Genomic DNA, 16,291 nt, shown 5'->3' with positions numbered 1-16,291 from the left:
GAGTCCTCGAAACGGCCGCCCCGCAGGCGTGTACAGGCGGTCGCGGATAGGTACGGGTAAGTACAGGCGGGGCACGGCACGTACAGGCATGGGGGCGGTATGTCCTTCTGGGACAAGCTATGGCGGAGCAACTCCGCGCAGTCCGACTTCGATTCGGGCAACGCGGCGACCAACAGCATCGAACTCACCAAGCGGCACCCGGTCGTCTCGCTCTCCAAACAGGGCGCGGCCACGGGCAATCTGCGGGTCAATCTGTCCTGGCGGATGCGCACCTCGGACATCGGCGGGCCGGAGAAGAACAGCCTGCTGCGGCATCCGTTCAGCATGTTCAAGCCCGACGTCGTGCAGGCGCACACCCAGTCGATGGTCAATGTCGACCTGGACCTTGGCTGCCTGTACGAGCTGATGAGCGGTGAGAAGGGCGTCGTACAGCCCCTGGGCAACTTCTTCGGCTCGCTCAACGCGCCGCCGTACGTGAAGCTCAGCGGCGACGACCGGTTCGGCTCGGCGTCCGGCGAGACCCTCTACGTCAACCTCGATCACCGCGAGTCCATCAAGCGGCTGCTGCTGTTCGTCTACATCTACGACCAGACGCCGGCCTTCGACCGGACCCACGCCCACGTGACGCTGTACCCGAGCAACGGCCCGCGGATCGAGATCAGCCTCGACGAGCGGCACCCGCAGGCCCGCTCCTGCGCCGTCGTCACCATCGAGAACGTCAAGGGCGATCTCGTGGTGCGGCGCGAGGTCAAGTTCGTGTACGGCTTCCAGGCCGAGCTGGACCGCCTCTACGGGTGGGGCCTGCAGTGGGGGCGCGGCTACAAGTCGAAGGTCTAGGACCTGGACCTGGACCTGGAACTGGACCTGGGGCGGGTGCCGGCCGGGCCCCGGTCACCGTCCGATGAACTGCGGCCCCTGCGGCGGGAGTCGGAAGGACGGGTCCGGGTACGCCGGAGCCGCCACCGGCTGCGGATAGCCGTACGCCGGCTGGTGCTGCGGGGCCGGCTGCGTCGTGGGCTGCTGCGGGTAGCCGTACGCCGGAGGGCGCTGGGGCGGCGGCAGCGGGAACGACGAGGGTTCGGTGGGCCGCGTCTGCTGCGGGGCCGGGGCCGGCACGGTGACCGGTGTGGGCGTCGGCGGAGCGGGCTCGGCCGCCTGCTGGGCGGACGCGGCGGTCTCGTCGACCGAGATGCCGAAGTCGCCGGCCAGGCCCTCCAGCCCGTTCGAGTACCCCTCGCCGACCGCGCGCAGCCGCCAGCCGTCACCGCGCCGGTACAGCTCGCCGCAGATCAGCGCGGTCTCGGCGCCGGTCTCGGGCTTGATGTCGAAGAGCGCGATCGGCTCGCCGCCGTCGGCCGCCGCGTCGTAGACGGACATCCGCAGCGACGGTACGTGCTTGAACTCGACGTCCTCCGCGGAGGCCACCAGCAGGATGCTGCCGATCTCCGCGGGAATGCCGCCGAGGTCCGCCTGAACGGTGTCGGTGAGCCCTTCGGCCACCCGCTTCTTGCCGAGCCGCCAGACCTTGCCGGAGGGATGCCGGGGCTGGTTGTAGAAGACGAAGTCCTCGTCGGAGCGGACCCGTCCGTCGGAACCGAGCAGCAGAGCGGAGGCGTCCACGTTCGGCACGCCCTGCCCTGGGGTCCAGCGGAGCACGGCGCGCACCGCCGTGGCGTCGAGCGGGACATTCGCCCCCTTGAGCATCGCGTGCGTCATGCCGTCATCCTGCCTTCCCCGCCCCGGCCAGGACAACGCGGGGTGCCGGTGCCGATGGCCGTATCGAGGGCCGAAAGACATCCCTGGACATGCACGGGTTACCAGAATTTCATTGCAGGCGGGAACCCTTGACATGCCTTTGTACGTACTATTACCGGCCACCTCTTTCGCTTCGCGTCGAGGAGCACCGGGCGGCTCGCAAGCCGTGACGGGTCGAGTCAGGGTCGTATCAGGGCCGTATCGGGGGAGTCTCATGCGTCATTTCGGGCACATCGCCCCGCAGGTGCGGAAGCGTCTGTTCCATCGGGAGCCGCAGCTCTTCAGCGCGGACTCGCCGCCCCGCATGCTCGCGGCAGCGCTGGGCGCCACGCTCTACAGCCCGGCCACCCGGCCGCGGCTCGCGGACGACGTGCTCAAGCAGGCCGATCGCGGCGTCGTCTCCATGGTGCTGTGCCTGGAGGACTCGATCGACGACGCCGAAGTGGGCGGCGCCGAGGACAATCTGGTCCGCCAGTTCACCGACCTCCTGGCGAGAAGCGGGCAGGACGGCGCCGAGCCGCCGCTGCTTTTCATTCGCGTCCGCACTCCCGAGCAGATCACCGACCTCGCCCGCCGCCTCGGTCCGGCCGTGGCACTGCTGTCCGGATTCGTGCTGCCGAAGTTCACGGAGGAGCGGGGTGTTCCGTTCCTGGAGGCGCTGACCGCCGCCGAGGCGGCCACCGGGCGGCGACTTTTCGCCATGCCGGTCCTCGAATCCCCCGAGCTGCTGCACCTGGAGACTCGCACCGAGACCCTCGCCGGGATCTCCCGCACCGTCGACAAGTACCGCGACCGCGTCCTCGCGCTCCGGCTCGGCGTCACCGACTTCTGCTCGGCGTACGGGCTGCGCCGCCCGGCCGACCTGACGGCGTACGACGTGCAGATCGTGGCCTCCGTCATCGCCGACGTGGTCAACCGCCTCGGGCGGGCCGACGGCACCGGCTTCACGGTCACCGGACCGGTCTGGGAGTACTTCCGCCACCAGGAGCGGATGTTCAAGCCGCAGCTGCGCCGCAGCCCCTTCCTGGAGGAGGACGCGGAGCCGTTGCGCGCGGCGCTCATCGAGCACGACCTGGACGGCCTGCTGCGCGAGATCGCCCTCGACCGGGCCAATGGGCTGCTCGGCAAGACCTGCATCCACCCCTCGCACGTGCTGCCCGTCCACGCCTTGTCCGTGGTCAGCCATGAGGAGTACAGCGACGCGCGGGACATCCTGAGCCCCGAGCGGGACGGCGGCGGGGTCCTCAGGTCGGCGTACACGAACAAGATGAACGAGGTGAAGCCGCACCGCGCCTGGGCCGAGCGCACGCTGCAGCGCGCGGAGGCGTTCGGCGTGGCCCAGGAGGACGTCGGCTTCGTGGAGCTGCTGACCGCGGGGCTGCCCGCGTGACGGCCGAGGCGATGAACCACAGGGACGCAAGGGACGCGAAAGACGTAAGAGACGCGAGGGGTGCGGTGGACGCGGTGTGGTCGGGGACATGGGTGGCCGAGCGGCTCGGCGTCGAGCTGGCCGGTGACCCGGAGCTGACCGGGCTGCTCGGCCTCGCGCTGCGCCGCAACCCCAAGCGCGCCCACCTGCTCGTGTCGAACGTGCTGGGCAAGCATGTGCCGCAGCGCCCGTCCGTGGTCTGGCGCACCGGCCACGACCTGGGCGTACGCGTCCGGGAACTGCTCGGTGACGAGGCGGCGCGGCGCTCCGTCGTGCTCGGCTACGCGGAGACCGCGACGGGCCTCGGCCACTCGGTCGCCGACGGCCTCGCCCTCGCCCCGTACCTGCACTCCACGCGCCGCCCCGTCGAAGGGGTGCCTCGCGCGGGCGGCTTCGAGGAGTCCCACTCGCACGCCACCTCGCATCTGCTGCTGCCGGAGAACCCGCGGCTGCTGGCCGGTGACGGCCCGCTGGTCCTCGTGGACGACGAGTTCTCGACGGGCAACACCGTCCTCAACACCATCCGCGTCCTGCACGAGCTGCACGCGCGTGAGCGGTACGTGATCGTCGCGCTGGTCGACATGCGCTCGCCCGACGACCAGGGCCGACTCGAAGCGTTCGCGCGCGAGATCGGCGCACGGGTGGACCTGATCGTGTCCGCGCGCGGCTCCGTGCGGCTGCCCGACGGCGTCCTGGCGAAGGGGCAGGCGCTGGTCGCCGAGCACGAGAGCCGCGCGGCGGGGCTGCCGCGGCCCCGCCGCGCGCGCGGTGAGATCGTCCGGGTCGCCGGGCTCGGCTGGCCCGAGGGGGTGCCGGACGGCGGGCGGCACGGCTTCCGGCCCGAGCACCGCGAGCGGCTGGAGGCGGCGCTCCCCGCGATGGCCGAGCGGCTGGCCCCGCACCTTCGGGGCCGCGGCCGCGTACTCGTACTGGGCAACGAGGAGCTGATGTACGCCCCGCTGCGGCTCGGCACCGCCCTCGAAGCGGCCGGCGCCGACGTCGCGTACTCGACCACGACCCGCTCGCCCGTCCTCGCCGTCGACGACCCCGGCTACGCGATCCGCACCCGCCTCGTCTTCCCCGCGCACGACGCCCCGGCCGACGGGCCCGGCGAGCGCTACGCGTACAACGTGGCGGGCGGCGGTTTCGACACCGTCGTCGTCGTGCTCGACTCGGCGGGGGACTCCGCCGAACTTGCGGCGCCCGGAGGCCTGTTGGAGCGCGTCGCCGAGCACACCGCGCGCGTGGTCGTCGTGGTCGTGCCCTCGTACACCCCTGAAAGGTCCGTCATGTCGCTGCCCGAGCCGCTGCGCGGCCCCGCCTTCTCCTCGTACGCGCCCGACGAGGTCGGCTGGCTGCTCCAGGACCTGTCCGACGTACGGCTCGAAGCACCCGTCGAGGAGCGCGAGGAGGCCATCCAGAGCGGCGGCGCGCACTACGCGGAGTCGCTCCCGGTCGAGTACCAGCCCAGCGAGCAGTACCAGGAGCTGTTCCACGCGGCGCTCGCCACGTCGGCCGGCCGGATCGCGCGGGCGGTGGGCGTGGTGACGGAGACGGTCCTCGCGGAGCGCTCGCCGCGCCGACCGGTCCTGGTCTCGCTCGCGCGGGCCGGTACGCCGGTGGGCGTGCTGATGCGGCGCTGGGCGCTCGCCCGGCACGGCGTGGAGCTGCCGCACTACGCCGTGTCGATCGTGCGCGGCCGCGGCATCGACGCGACGGCGCTGCGCTGGCTGGCCGCCCACCACGACCCGGCGGACATCGTGTTCGTCGACGGCTGGACGGGCAAGGGCGCCATCACGCGTGAACTGGCCGCCGCGATCGAGGAGTTCGAGGCGGGTGGCGGGCCGCGCGGCTTCGACCCGGAGATCGCCGTGCTCGCCGACCCCGGTTCGTGCGTGCGGACGTACGGGACCCGCGAGGACTTCCTCATCCCCTCGGCCTGCCTCAACTCGACGGTGTCCGGGCTGATATCGCGCACCGTGCTGCGGGCCGACCTGGTCGGACCGGACGACTTCCACGGCGCCAAGTTCTACCGGGAGCTGGCCGGTTCGGACGTGTCGGTGCGGTTCCTGGACGCGATCCAGGAGCGGTTCGACGAGGTCGCCGACGCGGTGGACGCCGACGTCAAGGAACTCCTCGGCGCCGACCGCACGCCGACCTGGGAGGGCTGGGCCGCCGTCGAGCGGATCAGCGAGGAGTACGGCATCCACGATGTGAACCTGGTGAAGCCCGGAGTCGGTGAGACCACCCGGGTGCTGCTGCGGCGCGTGCCGTGGAAGATCCTGGCGCGGGCCGACGCGGGCGCCGACCTGGACCATGTGCGCCTGCTCGCGGAGCAGCGCGGGGTGCCGGTGGAAGTGGTGGACGAACTGCCGTACACCTGCGTGGGGTTGATCCACCCGCGGTTCACGCGGGGCGCCACCGGGGCCGACGGCAAGGCGGTCGCCCAGTGAGCGAGCGTTCCGCGGTGACCGTCGTCGCCAGCGATCTCGACCGTACGTTGATCTACTCCGCGGGCGCGCTCGGGCTCACGATGCCCGACGCCGAGGCGCCGCGGCTGCTGTGCGTCGAGGTGTACGAGGGGAAGCCGCTGTCGTACGTCACCGAGCGCGCCGCCGAACTCCTTGTGGAGCTGGGCCGCCGTGCCGTGTTCGTGCCGACCACGACGCGCACGCGCGAGCAGTACGCGCGGGTGCGGCTGCCCGGGCCCGCGCCGACGTACGCGATCTGTGCGAACGGGGGGCATCTGCTGGTCGACGGGGTGTCCGATCCTGATTGGGCGCGGGGCGTCGAGGAGCGGCTGGCCGCCGAGTGCGCGCCGCTGGGTGAGGTGCGGGAGCGGATGGTCGCCGCCGCGGATCCGGCGTGGCTGCTGAAGGAGCGGGTCGCCGAGGATCTGTTCGCGTACCTCGTGGTCGACCGGGAGCGGATGCCCGCCGGGTGGGTCAAGGAGCTCGGGGAGTGGGCCGAGGGGCTCGGGTGGGGCGTGTCGCTCCAGGGGCGGAAGGTGTACGCCGTGCCGAAGCCGTTGACCAAGGGGGCCGCGGCTCGGGAGGTCGCCCGGCGGGTCGGGGCCGGGCAGGTGCTCGGGGCCGGGGACTCGTTGCTGGACGCCGATCTTTTGCTGGCCGTGGATCGGGGGTGGCGGCCGGGGCACGGGGAGTTGGCCGATGCCGGGTGGTCGGCTGACGGGGTCACTGTGCTGGGGGAGCGGGGGGTTGTTGCGGGGGAGGCTGTGCTGCGGGGGTTTCTCGGGGCGCTGTGACGGCTGGGCCGGGGCCCTGTTGGGTTGTCGTTCGGGTGCGGGCCGGTGGCCGCTTCTCGCGCAGTTCCCCGCGCCCCTTATCGGGTTGTTGTTTGTCTGCGGGCCGGTGGGGGCTGGTCGCGCAGTTCCCCGCGCCCCTGGAGATGCGCACTTCGTGCGCGATCTCCATCGGCGAGGCTGCGCGGAGCGCATGCCTCAGGGGCGCGGGGAACTGCGCGAGAAGAGGCCACCGGGCCGCACTCGGCAGTGAACCCAGGGGCGCGGGGAACTGCGCGACCAGCCACGACGAGAGCCGCACCTGGAAACCGGGCATCCCACCGGAGGTCAGCCGCAGCAGCCGCCCCCGCAGCAACCCCCTCCGCCGGACGACGGCGCCGGCGCCTGCGCCGAGGACGACGCGGTGCCGGCCACCGAGACCGTCGAGAGGAGTTTGACCGTGTCGGGGTGGCCCGCCGGGCAGGTGGCCGGGGACGCGGACTCGGCCATGGGCCGGGAGAGTTCGAACGTGTCTCCGCAAGAGCGGCAGCGGTATTCGTAGCGAGGCATGCGCCAAGCCTAGCCAGCGCCGTCAGGGGGCGTGGCGGGCCTTCCAGTACGGGTTGTCGTGCGGAAGCTTGCCGCTGACCCGCCCGTACATCCCGAAGGTCATCAGCAGCAGTCCGACGACGAAGCTGAACAGGACGTTCGGCATGTGGAAGGCGAGGAAGTTGAAGCGGGTGTCCAGCAGCGCCAGGTTCACGAAGCCGCTGAGGATGAACAGGATGCCGAGCGTCATGTTGAGCGTCGAGGCGATGGCGGCGCCGGCCAGCATGCCCGCGAAGAGCAGGATGCCCACGCCCACGGACAGGGCGCTGAGCGCGCCGTTGGTGTTCAGGCCCGCGACCTTGTCGCCGTGGGTGTCGAAGAAGCCGATCTTGTCGATGAACCCGAGGATGCCGAAGACCAGCAGCAGCAGGCCCATCAGGCCCGCGCCGACGCGGTACACCATGCTCAGCCGGTGATCGACGGGCAGATGCTCGTCGAGCGTGACATGGCGCCAGGATCCCGGGCGGAGTGCGTGCGTGGCCATGAGAGCCTCGCCTCCTCGCTCCTAGCCCCCCTTGGAGTAGGCCGAGCGGCTGTACATGTACCAGGGTCCGCCCGGCGGGCGCCGAGCGTCAACCGGTGCCGTCAGGCGCCGCCGCGCTCCTCGCGGATCTGCGAGACGACGTGGGCGACGGTCTGCCGCACGGCCTCCGTCTCGGTGAGGAAGTGCCAGTAGTCGGGGTGGCGGCCCTCCAGGCCGTCGACGGCGCGGTCGAGCCGGCCCACCGAGTCGTCGAGCGGGCGGGCGTGGCGCGGATCGGGGGTGGCGCGCCCGGTCATCGCCAGCCGCTGGGCGTCCCGGATCGCGAACCGGGTGCGGTCGATCTCCTGCTGCGGGTCCTTCGCCACCGCGTTCAGCCGCTGGAGGCGGTCGGAGGCGGCGGAGACCGACTCGTCGGTGCTGTTCAGCAGGGCGCGGACGGTCGACAGGAGCGCCGTCGCATCGGGCCAGCGCTGCTCGTCGCGGGCCGTGCGGGCCTCGGCGAGCTTGGTCTCGGCCTGCCGCACGTTGTCCCCCGCGAGATCCGGGACACGCTGAAGGTCCTGCCAGCACGCGGCGGAGAACCGGCGCCGCAGCTCGCTCAGGACCGGCTCGACCTGGCCCGCGCGCGTGGTCAGGGCCTGCGCCCGGGTCCGCAGCGACACGAGGCGGTGGTCGATCTCCGCGGCCTTCTCCGGGAGGCGCTCGGCCTCCACGCGAATCGATTCGGCGTCCCGGGCGACGCGCTCCGCGCGCTCCAGGGTCTCGGGGACGCCGTGCTGGCCCGCGCCCTGGTTCAGCCGGGTCAGCTCCGGGCCGAGGCGGGCGAGCCGGGTGGCGAGGTCGTCGGCCTTGAGCCCGGCCTGCCGTACGCCGTCCAGCGCGGCCGTCGCGCCGAGCAGCGCCTGCCGGGCCCGCTCCACCGAGGGGGCGAGGCGGGCGAGCTGGGTCTCCGCCTTGCCGAGCAGCGGGCCGAGCCCTTGCGCGAACCGGTCCAGGTCCTGCTTGGTGCGGGTCAACTGGTCCTTGGCCGCCGTCAGTTCACCCCGGGCGCGAGTCGCCGTGCCCGCGTCGAGGTCGTCCCGGTCCAGGTCGTGGGCGTCGACGGCGGTGATGTACTGCGCGCTGGCCTCGTCGATCCGGGTACCGAGCTGCTGGAAGTCTCCGACGGCCTTGCGGGCGGCGGGGGAGTCGTCGACCGCCGTGATCGTCTCTATCGAGATGCGCAGGTCGCGCTGGGCGGTGTCCAGCTCGTAGAAGGCGGCTGCCGCGTCGTCCTTGGCCTCCTGGGCCTGGGCGCGCTGGGTCTCGGCGCGGCCCCCGAACCACTTGCGGGTGCCGCCGGCGCTGAACGCTCCGCTGAGTGCCGCGACGAGGACCGGTACGGGAAGCAGGGTGAGGACGAGGAGATCACGGAGGGGTCCGGCCGGTCGCGCCCCGCGGCGCGATCGCTGGACACGACGCCGCGGAACAGCGGCGCCCCCCGCCTTGCCGGGGCGCTCGGTCGTCGCCGTCGTCACTAACTCTCCCGCGCTGCCTGTGCCGTCATCAGCCCTGCCCGGTATTCATTGTCCCACCGGTTAATGACGAACACACGGGTCGGTTAGTTCGCGGTTCGCAGTGTGACTTTTCCGTCCTGGGTGCGGGCCGAGACCTGGTGCCGGCTGCTTGGGTCGGTGGGGACGGAGACGTGGACCCCGCCGTCGTCGGTGTGCGTCGCGACCTTGTACGTCGTTGTGCCGGGCAGCGTGAGGGTCACGGAGCCGTCTTCGCTGCGGGCCGTGACGCGGTCGGGCACCGTGCGCAGGGCGACGTCGATCGAGCCGTCCTGGCTTTCGGCCGAGACCCGCGGGGTGTCGACGCCGGAGGCGTGCAGCGAGCCGTCCTCGCTGCGCATGCGCAGCGGCCCCGAGGAGTCCGCGACCCGCACCGAGCCGTCCTCGGTGCTGATGTCCAGGCCGTCGTGGAAGCCGCGCGCCCGGACGCTGCCGTCGCCGTTGTCGACGACCAGGGCCACTCCGCGCGGCACCTCGATGCGGTGGCGGGCGGAGCAGTCCGTCAGGATGCCGTTGCAGTGCATCCGCAGGGTCAGCCGGTCCTGCGCTGCGTCCCACCGCCAGGTCGCCTTCGGCGAGGAACCGGCCACCGTGTTCCCCTGGAACCAGCGGGTCACCTTCACCTGGTCGCCGTCACCGGGGACCAGTTCCAGCGTCGAGTCGTCCGAGTCCACCGTCAGGGTCCTGCCATGCAGGGCGAAGGAACGGTGGTCCGGGTGCCGGTCGTCGGAGGCGTCGGCCCCGCACGCGGTCACGGTCGCGGCGAGCGCCGCCACGGCTGCTGCGGCGGCCAGTACGCGGACGGTGCGACGTGACTGGACGGTCATGATGAACTCCCCCTGTGGCGAACGGCGTCCCCTGAACGTAGGACCGCGCCCCCACCGCCCACGATCCGGACCACCACCGGATCACGGGTGGGGTTAACCCCCGCAGTTCAGGCGTTTGCGGTGCAGGGCCATCGGCAAGGTAGGCTGTCGGCTCATCCTGGTCACAGCACCAGGAATCTCGGGTGCGTAGCTCAGGGGTAGAGCGCCTGCCTTACAAGCAGGATGTCGGCGGTTCGAAACCGTCCGCGCCCACCGCGGTTCAGTAGCAGGTCAGAGGCTCTCCGGCGATCACGCCGGGGAGCCTTTTCTGTGTGCGAGGTCTGTGTGCGAGGTCTGTGTGCGAGGTCTGTGTGCGAGGTCTGTGTGCGGGGCACTCGCCCGCCATGCGACGACAATTGATGACCCCGGAAGGCAGTGCGACGGTCCGGTCCGTCGACCGGTTTCTCGTGTGGGTCTGTCCGGTACTGGCCGTCGTCGGGGTCGTCCTGGGGGTTCTGTCGCTCGTCACGGGGGATCCGGTGCGGGCCGTCTGGCAGTTCCTGCTTGCGGTCCTGATGGTGGTCGTCGCGCGCGGCGCCCGCGCTCGGATGCGGCGGGACGGGATGGAGGGTCGGAGGTCCAAGGGGCGCTGACCCTCGTGTCAGGCGGCGCCGACCCGTGCCGATGCCGTCCGGCACTGCTGGGTGTGGGTCAGGCCGTGGGAGATGAAGGCGTCCGTGCAGCACGCGTTCTGGAGTTCGGCGTCCGGGTCGTGGGGGCGGAGGCAGCCGGGGCCGTGGACCTCGCCGGTGGAGAGGGTCCACAGGGGGCAGCAGGGGAGGCCGTCGTCGATCAGTTCGCCTTCGGCGAGGCGCCGGGCCCTGTCGTGGGCGGCGAGGATGCGGTGGTGGTCCGCGCGGGACCGCTGGGCGCAGTAGGCGAGCAGCGCCGTGACGTAGGCGAGGCCGACGGCCCACCACACGCCGCCCGTGGCGGCCAGCCAGGTCGCGGTGGCCGCGGTGAGTACGGCGGCGGCGGTGAGGGCGCGTGCGGTGCGGATGGCGGGCGTCATCCACACCGCTTTCCCGGGCGGCCCCGCAACATGCCGCGCGCGTGAGGCGCGCCGCTGCGGGCACTCGTAGGGCATGAAGATTCTGATCATCCTGATCGTCATCGCCGCCGTCGCCTGGTACTTCACCTCGCGCCGGAACCGCTGACCGCCGCCGTCCCCGGAGTTCTCAGGCCTCGCCGCTCCCGGTGTCGGGCGGCGCAGGGTCATGTACGTGCTTCAGGCGGGCCCGCGCCTGCACCGCGTCGGTGCCGGTGAGGGCGGACCAGTGGCGGTGGCAGGTCACGAAGACGGCCAGCTCCAGCTCGCGGCGGCGGAGCTTCTCGACCGCTGCCTGCTCGTCCTCGCTCCAGCCGGGCGACGCCGGGCGCTCCAGCCTGCGCCAGCCCTGGGTGTCGCTGATCGCGTCGACCGGCTCGACCGACCAGGGGAGCCGCTTGAGCAGGGCTATCAGCTCGGCCCGCACCTGGTGCAGTTCCTCCTGCCCGGCGAGGAGGTCGTCCGGGAAGCCCAGGGCGCGGGTGGAGTCGTCGGTGTCATCGTTCGCTGCCACCCGGCAATGGTACGTCTGTTCGAATTTGTGGGGCGAGCTACTTCCGGCAGTTCGTCGAGGAGTTCACGCGAACGTGTGGCCGAGTGGCCGGATCGCGGCAGACTGGATGCATGTGCCGCAGCATCAAGACCCTCCGCCCGCCCGCGCTCCCCGAAGAGGCCACCGAGGACGACATCCGGGCCGCAGCCTTGCAGTACGTACGGAAGGTGTCCGGGTTCCGGGCGCCGGCCGCGCACAACCGCGAGGTGTTCGAACGGGCCGTGGACGACATCGCCAGGGCCACCGCCGAGCTGCTCGACGGTCTTGAAGTGAGGGGTTCCGCGAAGGCTCAGGCTTCCTGAGGGACCGGGCGGCGCATCACGAACGCCGCCACCGTGCCCGCGCCGATCAGGGCGAGCACGGACACGCCCGTGGACAGCCAGCTCGCGCCGAGCCACTGCGCGCCGAAGTAGCCGAGCGCCACGCTGTACGCGGCCCAGGCCACGCCCGCCAGCGCCGACCAGGGCAGAAACTCGCGGACCCTGCGGTGCGCCGTGCCCGCGGCGAAGGAGACGATCGAGCGGCCCGCGGGCGCGAACCGGGCGATGATCACGAGGAGTCCGCCGCTGGAGCGGGCGAGCGCCCCGCCGAGACGTTCCTGCGCGGTCGTGAGGCGGCGGGAACGGGCGATGGCGCGGTCCAGACGCTCGCCGCCGCGCCAGGCCAGCCGGTAGGCGACGAGGTCGCCGAGGACCGAGGACGTCGCGGCGCAGAGGGTGAGGGCCAGCAGCTCGGGGGTGCTGCTCGGCAGCTGTCCCGTGGCGGCGCCCGCCGTACCGGCCGCGGCCGCCGTGGCCGCGGTGACCACGAGAAAACCGCTGGGCAGCACGGGCAGGAAGACGTCGAAGAGCACGGAGAGCGCCACGATCACGTAGATCCATGGGCTGTCGGCCAGCGACCCCACACTCTCCAGCACTGCGCGCCAACTTCCTGTACGAGCCGTTCTCCGGCCGTTCCCTCCACGCGGGAGCACACAGGAGCGGCTACATGTCAGCTGTACAGCGTACGCGTCAGGTGTGGCGGAAGTGGTGAAAGGGGCACAGATGTTCCCCATCTCACGTCCGGCCCTCATATCTGTGACCGGTTCACCCGTGTGCCGCGCCCGGCGCGGTGTGATGCGCTCGGTTCCCGTACCAACGAGCTACGAACGAACGTCGAACGAGCTACGAACGGGCTGAACGAGCAAGGACGAAGAGGAGGAGCGGTGATGGTGGCAGGAATGGTGACCGGCGCCCTCGCGGCGGCCGTGCTCGCGGTGGGCGGCGGGGGCGGGACCGGGAGCTCCGCGGACAGCTACTGGGTGATGGCGCAGGGCAGGTTCGCCCCGCCGACGGCGATGGTGCCCTCGCCCGCGATCACGTACGACACGAAGCTGGTGCCCGCGGGGTCGTCGATCAAGGTCCAGCAGTACGGCGACGACGCCGGCATGACCGTGGATCTGCGGGTCACCGGCCTGGTTCCCGGCCACACGTACGGCGCGCACGTGCATCAGAACCCGTGCGGCGCCGATCCGAAGGCCGCGGGCGGGCACTACCAGCACGTGGTGGACCCGAAGCAGGCCAACGCCAGGAACGAGGTGTGGCTCGACTTCACCGCCGACGCCTCGGGTGCCGGTTCGGCGGTCGCGCGCAAGACGTGGGGGCTGCGGTCCGGCGGGGCCGCGTCCGTCGTGCTGCACGACATGCCGGGCATGAAGGGGGCGAGGGTCGGCTGCGTCACGGTGGGATTCGCGCCGTCCCCGCAGAACTCGTAGCCCTCGCAGGTCGGTCCGGGGCGTGATGCGGCGCCCGCCCTCCCGAAGGAGCGCGGGCGCCGGTGTGTGCGGGTCAGGCCGCCACGGTCTCGCGCTCCGGGGCGCTCTGCGCGACCTGCGCGCCGCGGCGGGAGAACAGCCGGTCGAGGCCGAGGGCGCCGGAGCCGGTGAAGACGAGCAGCAGCATCGTCCAGCAGAACAGCGCGGAGGCCTCGCCGCCGTTCTGCAGCGGCCACAGGGCCGAGGGCTGGTGCACGTCGAAGTAGGCGTAGGCCATCGAGCCCGACGCCACGAAGGCGGCGACACGGGTGCCGAGGCCGAGCAGCACCAGGCCGCCGCCGACGAGCTGGATGACGGCCGCGTACCAGCTCGGCCAGGTGCCGGCGGCCACGGTGCCGCCGCCCTGCGAGCCGCCGAGTACGCCGAAGAGCGCGGCGGCGCCGTGGCAGGCGAAGAGCAGACCGATGACTATGCGGAACAGGCCGAGGGCGTAGGGCTGGGCGGTGTTGAGACGTCGGGTCATGGGGGGACTCCTTCGGTCGGTTGTCGGTTCCCGGCCGAGCTTGGGGACGTGACCGGGTTCACCGATGTGGTCGGCGCCGCCGTTGCCGCCGTTGCCACCGATGTGGGAGTGGTTCAGATTAGGGGTGCCTAACTTGTGCTTGCAACTTCAACATTCGGCCATGATCGGCCTCGGGTGATCTCGGGAGGGAGCCCCGTTTCGGCTCTTTCAGTGCTTTCGGCGGAGCGCAGAGCGGCCCGGGCCACCGCGTCGGCGTCCGAGAGCGTCACCGAGTCGACGCCGGGGCGGGCCCCCGCCGCCGTCACCCAGTGCACCCCTTCGGTGGGCACGCCGAAGGCGAACCGACGTGCGTGTGAACGTCCCTGACGGTTGATCAGGCGGTAGGGGCGCGGGGTGACGTCGAGGCCGCCGGTCTCGTGCTCGTCGACGGTGTGCGGGCGGGCCTGGCCGGTTTTCAGCAGGCGGGCGATGAGGTCGTCGGCGGTGCGGCGCACGTCCGGTTCGGGGAGGCGGGCCTCGATGAGTGTGGTGGCCGTCACTGCCGAGCCCGGTACGTCGGGGGAGTGGGCGACGAACCGGCCGCCCCGGGTGGCGACTTCGAGACGCGGGCCGACGACGCTCAGTACGCCCGCCTCGATCAGGGCCGTCATCTCCTCGATGCGGCGGCGCGGCGGGCCGATGGACAGGAACGCGTTGAGCGGGGTGTACCAGCGGTCCAGGTGGTCGCGGCGGGAGGCGCCGGACAGGCCGCCGTGGTCGACCACGAGCCGCAGTTCGTTGCGCAGGTCGCGCAGGACGTCGAGGGCGGCCTTCACGGGCCCGTCGACATTGCCGAGCGCCGCGTGGGCGGCGTCCTCGCGCAGTCGCTCCAGCAGCCAGCCGTGCCAGTCGGCGGTGGAGGCGTGGGTGCGGCCGGAGTGCGGGCGCGAGACCCGGTCCCAGGACCAGCGGTCGGCCTCGGGTATCGCGAACTCCCGCAGGACGTCGGCCTCTTGAGCTCCTCCGGGGGAGGGTCTGAGGGTGGCGAGGTAGCGGTCGCGGAACTCCGGTGCGGGGCGGCCGGCGGCCTTCAGCAGCGCCTCGTAGTAGACCGTCTCGACCTCCTTGGCGACCAGCGGCCATATGTCGGCGAGGAAGTCGGGGGCGTCACCGGATTCGGCGCGCTTGCGGAAACGGGCGATCGACTCTTCGGTGAGGACCAGCGGCCGGTGGCGTCCGTACGCACCCTTCGCGTTGTCGCCGCGCGCCTGGTACGGGATGCCGCGGCGCGAACCGGCGTACAGGCGCGGCTCGGCGCCCGACGGGAGGTAGCGCAGGCCGCCCTCGGGTGTGCGGGTGTAGCGGCCGCCGCGGCCCTGCGTGAACAGCGCCATGTGGTCGAAGAAGTTGAGGCCGAGGCCGCGCAGCAGGACCGTTTCGCCGGGGTGTACGTCGCTCAGGTCGACGTCGGCCGGGTTGGCGGGCGGTATGTGGCGCAGGCCGTGCCGGCGCGCGTACTCGGTGAGGGTGCTCTCGCCCGTGGTGGGGGCGACCGGGAGGTGGCCCTGGGTGAGGACGACGGCGTGCAGGCCGGTGATCTCGCTGCCGTCGGCGAGGGTGAGGGTCTGGTGGCCGTCGGGGGAGCCGGGGGAGTCGGGGGCGTCGTCGAGGCGGACGGCGCGGGTGGGGTGGACGGTGACCTCGACGAGGGGCGGGGCCGTGGCGACCGTCTCCGCGAACACCCAGCGCAGGTAGCGGCCGTAGCGGGCGCGGGTCGGGTAGTCGTCGGGGCCGAGCGGCTCGTTCCCGGTGTCGTGGCGTGCCGCCCACTCGTACAGGCTCGGGCCCGGGCGGATCGGGCCCGAGCAGTCGACGCTCGGGTCCGTGAACAGGGTCACCTGGGAGGCGACCGTGTTCATCAGCAGCTCCGGTGCCTGGTCCGTGCGCCAGACCGCGCCCGCGCCCGGGGGTGCCGGGTCGATCACGTGGACCGTGAGCCGGGTGCCGGGCTTCAGCAGCTCTTGCGCCGAGGCCGTGAGTCGTTCCAGGACGCTGGTGCCGCGGGGGCCCGCACCGACGATCGCGAGGCTGAGCTCGGGTGCCGATTCGGCGGACTGCTCGGAGTGAGTGCGGGGCAAAACGGGACTCCCGGGGCATGTGGGGCTGCTGGAAGTGGCTGGTCCGCATCATCATGCCGTTTTGGTGGGGCGGGTGGGGCTGGTGGGGCCGGTTGTGCCCTTGGGTTGGTGGGCGGGTGCCGGTCGGTGGTCGCGTCTTGCGCAGTTCCCCGCGCCCCTGAAAAGCGAGCTGCGCTCGCCTTTGTTCTCGGGTGCGGCTTTCGTCGTGGCTGGTCGCGCAGTTCCCCGCGCCCCTTATCGGGTTGTCGGTCGTGTGCGGGGCGGTGGCCGCTTCTCGCGCAGTTCCCCGCGCCCCTGGAGATGCGCACTTCGTGCGCTGTCTCCATCAGGGCGCGCCACCCACCCAAGGCGGAGGTGCGC

Annotated in this window: 17 protein-coding genes and 1 tRNA gene; 8 read left to right on the top strand and 10 right to left on the bottom strand. The window is 72.1% G+C overall.

Annotated features, from left to right (window positions below; genetic code table 11):
- Window positions 1–99 precede the first annotated feature (99 nt).
- Window positions 100–837 carry a Tellurium resistance gene (locus tag ACFVDP_RS25700; protein WP_383493992.1) on the top strand — a complete coding sequence of 246 codons (738 nt, stop codon included), beginning with the start codon at window positions 100–102 and terminating at the stop codon, window positions 835–837.
- Between the two features lie 54 nt (window positions 838–891).
- Here the strand turns inward: ACFVDP_RS25700 and ACFVDP_RS25695 are convergent, their stop codons facing one another.
- Window positions 892–1,716 carry a TerD family protein gene (locus ACFVDP_RS25695; protein WP_383493990.1) on the bottom strand — a complete coding sequence of 275 codons (825 nt, stop codon included), beginning with the start codon at window positions 1,714–1,716 and terminating at the stop codon, window positions 892–894.
- A gap of 253 nt (window positions 1,717–1,969) precedes the next feature.
- Between ACFVDP_RS25695 and ACFVDP_RS25690 the strand changes: the two genes are divergently transcribed.
- The 3 genes from ACFVDP_RS25690 (at window position 1,970) to ACFVDP_RS25680 (ending at window position 6,449) form a co-directional block, all read left to right on the top strand.
- The gene (locus ACFVDP_RS25690) at window positions 1,970–3,145 is read left to right on the top strand and encodes an HpcH/HpaI aldolase/citrate lyase family protein (RefSeq protein WP_383493987.1); all 1,176 of its coding nucleotides are present in this window, start codon (window positions 1,970–1,972) and stop codon (window positions 3,143–3,145) included.
- An 11-nt stretch (window positions 3,146–3,156) separates the two neighbouring features.
- Window positions 3,157–5,637, top strand: coding sequence for a phosphoribosyltransferase (locus ACFVDP_RS25685; protein WP_383493984.1), 2,481 nt, complete (start codon window positions 3,157–3,159; stop codon window positions 5,635–5,637).
- Between the two features lie 80 nt (window positions 5,638–5,717).
- On the top strand, window positions 5,718–6,449 hold the full coding sequence (locus ACFVDP_RS25680; protein ID WP_383494560.1) for an HAD family hydrolase: 732 nt from the start codon (window positions 5,718–5,720) through the stop codon (window positions 6,447–6,449).
- 324 nt (window positions 6,450–6,773) lie between these two features.
- Here the strand turns inward: ACFVDP_RS25680 and ACFVDP_RS25675 are convergent, their stop codons facing one another.
- The 4 genes from ACFVDP_RS25675 to ACFVDP_RS25660 all read right to left on the bottom strand — a co-directional run bounded on the left by ACFVDP_RS25675 (window position 6,774) and on the right by ACFVDP_RS25660 (window position 9,898).
- Window positions 6,774–6,995 carry a zinc ribbon domain-containing protein gene (locus ACFVDP_RS25675; RefSeq protein WP_383493981.1) on the bottom strand — a complete coding sequence of 74 codons (222 nt, stop codon included), beginning with the start codon at window positions 6,993–6,995 and terminating at the stop codon, window positions 6,774–6,776.
- A gap of 22 nt (window positions 6,996–7,017) precedes the next feature.
- Window positions 7,018–7,518 (bottom strand): DUF4383 domain-containing protein, encoded by a 501-nt coding sequence (locus ACFVDP_RS25670; RefSeq protein ID WP_383493978.1) that lies wholly within the window; start codon window positions 7,516–7,518, stop codon window positions 7,018–7,020.
- A 101-nt stretch (window positions 7,519–7,619) separates the two neighbouring features.
- Window positions 7,620–9,035, bottom strand: coding sequence for a hypothetical protein (locus ACFVDP_RS25665; protein ID WP_383493975.1), 1,416 nt, complete (start codon window positions 9,033–9,035; stop codon window positions 7,620–7,622).
- An 83-nt stretch (window positions 9,036–9,118) separates the two neighbouring features.
- Entirely contained in the window at window positions 9,119–9,898 is a 780-nt protein-coding gene (locus ACFVDP_RS25660) for a DUF4097 family beta strand repeat-containing protein (protein ID WP_383493972.1), read from the bottom strand.
- A 180-nt stretch (window positions 9,899–10,078) separates the two neighbouring features.
- Between ACFVDP_RS25660 and ACFVDP_RS25655 the strand changes: the two genes are divergently transcribed.
- Window positions 10,079–10,150, top strand: a tRNA-Val gene (locus ACFVDP_RS25655).
- A 131-nt stretch (window positions 10,151–10,281) separates the two neighbouring features.
- Window positions 10,282–10,530 carry a hypothetical protein gene (locus ACFVDP_RS25650; protein WP_383493969.1) on the top strand — a complete coding sequence of 83 codons (249 nt, stop codon included), beginning with the start codon at window positions 10,282–10,284 and terminating at the stop codon, window positions 10,528–10,530.
- Between the two features lie 8 nt (window positions 10,531–10,538).
- On the opposite strand, the gene ACFVDP_RS25645 is transcribed toward ACFVDP_RS25650, so the two are convergent.
- Together ACFVDP_RS25645 and ACFVDP_RS25640 are read right to left on the bottom strand one after the other, a co-directional pair.
- Window positions 10,539–10,949, bottom strand: a complete 411-nt coding sequence (locus ACFVDP_RS25645) for a hypothetical protein (RefSeq protein ID WP_383493966.1) — start codon at window positions 10,947–10,949, stop codon at window positions 10,539–10,541.
- Window positions 10,950–11,115: 166 nt separating this feature from the next.
- Window positions 11,116–11,499 carry a hypothetical protein gene (locus ACFVDP_RS25640; protein WP_383493963.1) on the bottom strand — a complete coding sequence of 128 codons (384 nt, stop codon included), beginning with the start codon at window positions 11,497–11,499 and terminating at the stop codon, window positions 11,116–11,118.
- A 110-nt stretch (window positions 11,500–11,609) separates the two neighbouring features.
- Here ACFVDP_RS25640 and ACFVDP_RS25635 point away from each other — a divergent pair, with 110 nt between their 5' ends.
- Window positions 11,610–11,840: a DUF2277 domain-containing protein gene (locus ACFVDP_RS25635; RefSeq protein ID WP_383493960.1), complete on the top strand. Its 231-nt coding sequence runs from the start codon at window positions 11,610–11,612 to the stop codon at window positions 11,838–11,840.
- On the opposite strand, the gene ACFVDP_RS25630 is transcribed toward ACFVDP_RS25635, so the two are convergent.
- Window positions 11,828–12,454 (bottom strand): DedA family protein, encoded by a 627-nt coding sequence (locus tag ACFVDP_RS25630; RefSeq protein WP_383493957.1) that lies wholly within the window; start codon window positions 12,452–12,454, stop codon window positions 11,828–11,830. The two genes, ACFVDP_RS25635 and ACFVDP_RS25630, sit on opposite strands and share 13 nt — an antisense overlap.
- Before the next feature lie 291 nt (window positions 12,455–12,745).
- On the opposite strand from ACFVDP_RS25630, the gene ACFVDP_RS25625 reads away from it, so the two are divergent.
- Complete coding sequence (locus ACFVDP_RS25625; protein WP_383493954.1) at window positions 12,746–13,291, top strand: superoxide dismutase family protein; 546 nt, start codon at window positions 12,746–12,748, stop codon at window positions 13,289–13,291.
- 73 nt (window positions 13,292–13,364) lie between these two features.
- Here ACFVDP_RS25625 and ACFVDP_RS25620 read toward each other — a convergent pair whose 3' ends face one another.
- Together ACFVDP_RS25620 and ACFVDP_RS25615 are read right to left on the bottom strand one after the other, a co-directional pair.
- The gene (locus tag ACFVDP_RS25620; protein ID WP_383493951.1) at window positions 13,365–13,814 is read right to left on the bottom strand and encodes a DoxX family protein; all 450 of its coding nucleotides are present in this window, start codon (window positions 13,812–13,814) and stop codon (window positions 13,365–13,367) included.
- A 128-nt stretch (window positions 13,815–13,942) separates the two neighbouring features.
- Window positions 13,943–15,931, bottom strand: coding sequence for an FAD/NAD(P)-binding protein (locus ACFVDP_RS25615; RefSeq protein WP_383493948.1), 1,989 nt, complete (start codon window positions 15,929–15,931; stop codon window positions 13,943–13,945).
- Window positions 15,932–16,291: the final 360 nt, after the last annotated feature.

This window comes from Streptomyces sp. NPDC057694 (assembly GCF_042799415.1).
Lineage (GTDB): Bacteria > Actinomycetota > Actinomycetes > Streptomycetales > Streptomycetaceae > Streptomyces.
The sequence above is the reverse complement of the archived record's forward strand: the minus strand, read 5'-3'. Positions and strand labels throughout refer to the sequence as shown.

What these genes read in the sequence shown, in the direction of transcription:
- ACFVDP_RS25700 (WP_383493992.1), top strand. Translation starts at nt 100, where the DNA reads ATGTCCTTCTGGGACAAGCTATGGCGGAGCAACTCCGCGCAGTCCGAC.
- ACFVDP_RS25695 (WP_383493990.1), bottom strand. Translation starts at nt 1,716, where the DNA reads ATGACGCACGCGATGCTCAAGGGGGCGAATGTCCCGCTCGACGCCACG.
- ACFVDP_RS25690 (WP_383493987.1), top strand. Translation starts at nt 1,970, where the DNA reads ATGCGTCATTTCGGGCACATCGCCCCGCAGGTGCGGAAGCGTCTGTTC.
- ACFVDP_RS25685 (WP_383493984.1), top strand. Translation starts at nt 3,157, where the DNA reads ATGAACCACAGGGACGCAAGGGACGCGAAAGACGTAAGAGACGCGAGG.
- ACFVDP_RS25680 (WP_383494560.1), top strand. Translation starts at nt 5,718, where the DNA reads ATGCCCGACGCCGAGGCGCCGCGGCTGCTGTGCGTCGAGGTGTACGAG.
- ACFVDP_RS25675 (WP_383493981.1), bottom strand. Translation starts at nt 6,995, where the DNA reads ATGCCTCGCTACGAATACCGCTGCCGCTCTTGCGGAGACACGTTCGAA.
- ACFVDP_RS25670 (WP_383493978.1), bottom strand. Translation starts at nt 7,518, where the DNA reads ATGGCCACGCACGCACTCCGCCCGGGATCCTGGCGCCATGTCACGCTC.
- ACFVDP_RS25660 (WP_383493972.1), bottom strand. Translation starts at nt 9,898, where the DNA reads ATGACCGTCCAGTCACGTCGCACCGTCCGCGTACTGGCCGCCGCAGCA.
- ACFVDP_RS25650 (WP_383493969.1), top strand. Translation starts at nt 10,282, where the DNA reads ATGCGACGACAATTGATGACCCCGGAAGGCAGTGCGACGGTCCGGTCC.
- ACFVDP_RS25645 (WP_383493966.1), bottom strand. Translation starts at nt 10,949, where the DNA reads ATGACGCCCGCCATCCGCACCGCACGCGCCCTCACCGCCGCCGCCGTA.
- ACFVDP_RS25635 (WP_383493960.1), top strand. Translation starts at nt 11,610, where the DNA reads ATGTGCCGCAGCATCAAGACCCTCCGCCCGCCCGCGCTCCCCGAAGAG.
- ACFVDP_RS25625 (WP_383493954.1), top strand. Translation starts at nt 12,746, where the DNA reads ATGGTGGCAGGAATGGTGACCGGCGCCCTCGCGGCGGCCGTGCTCGCG.
- ACFVDP_RS25620 (WP_383493951.1), bottom strand. Translation starts at nt 13,814, where the DNA reads ATGACCCGACGTCTCAACACCGCCCAGCCCTACGCCCTCGGCCTGTTC.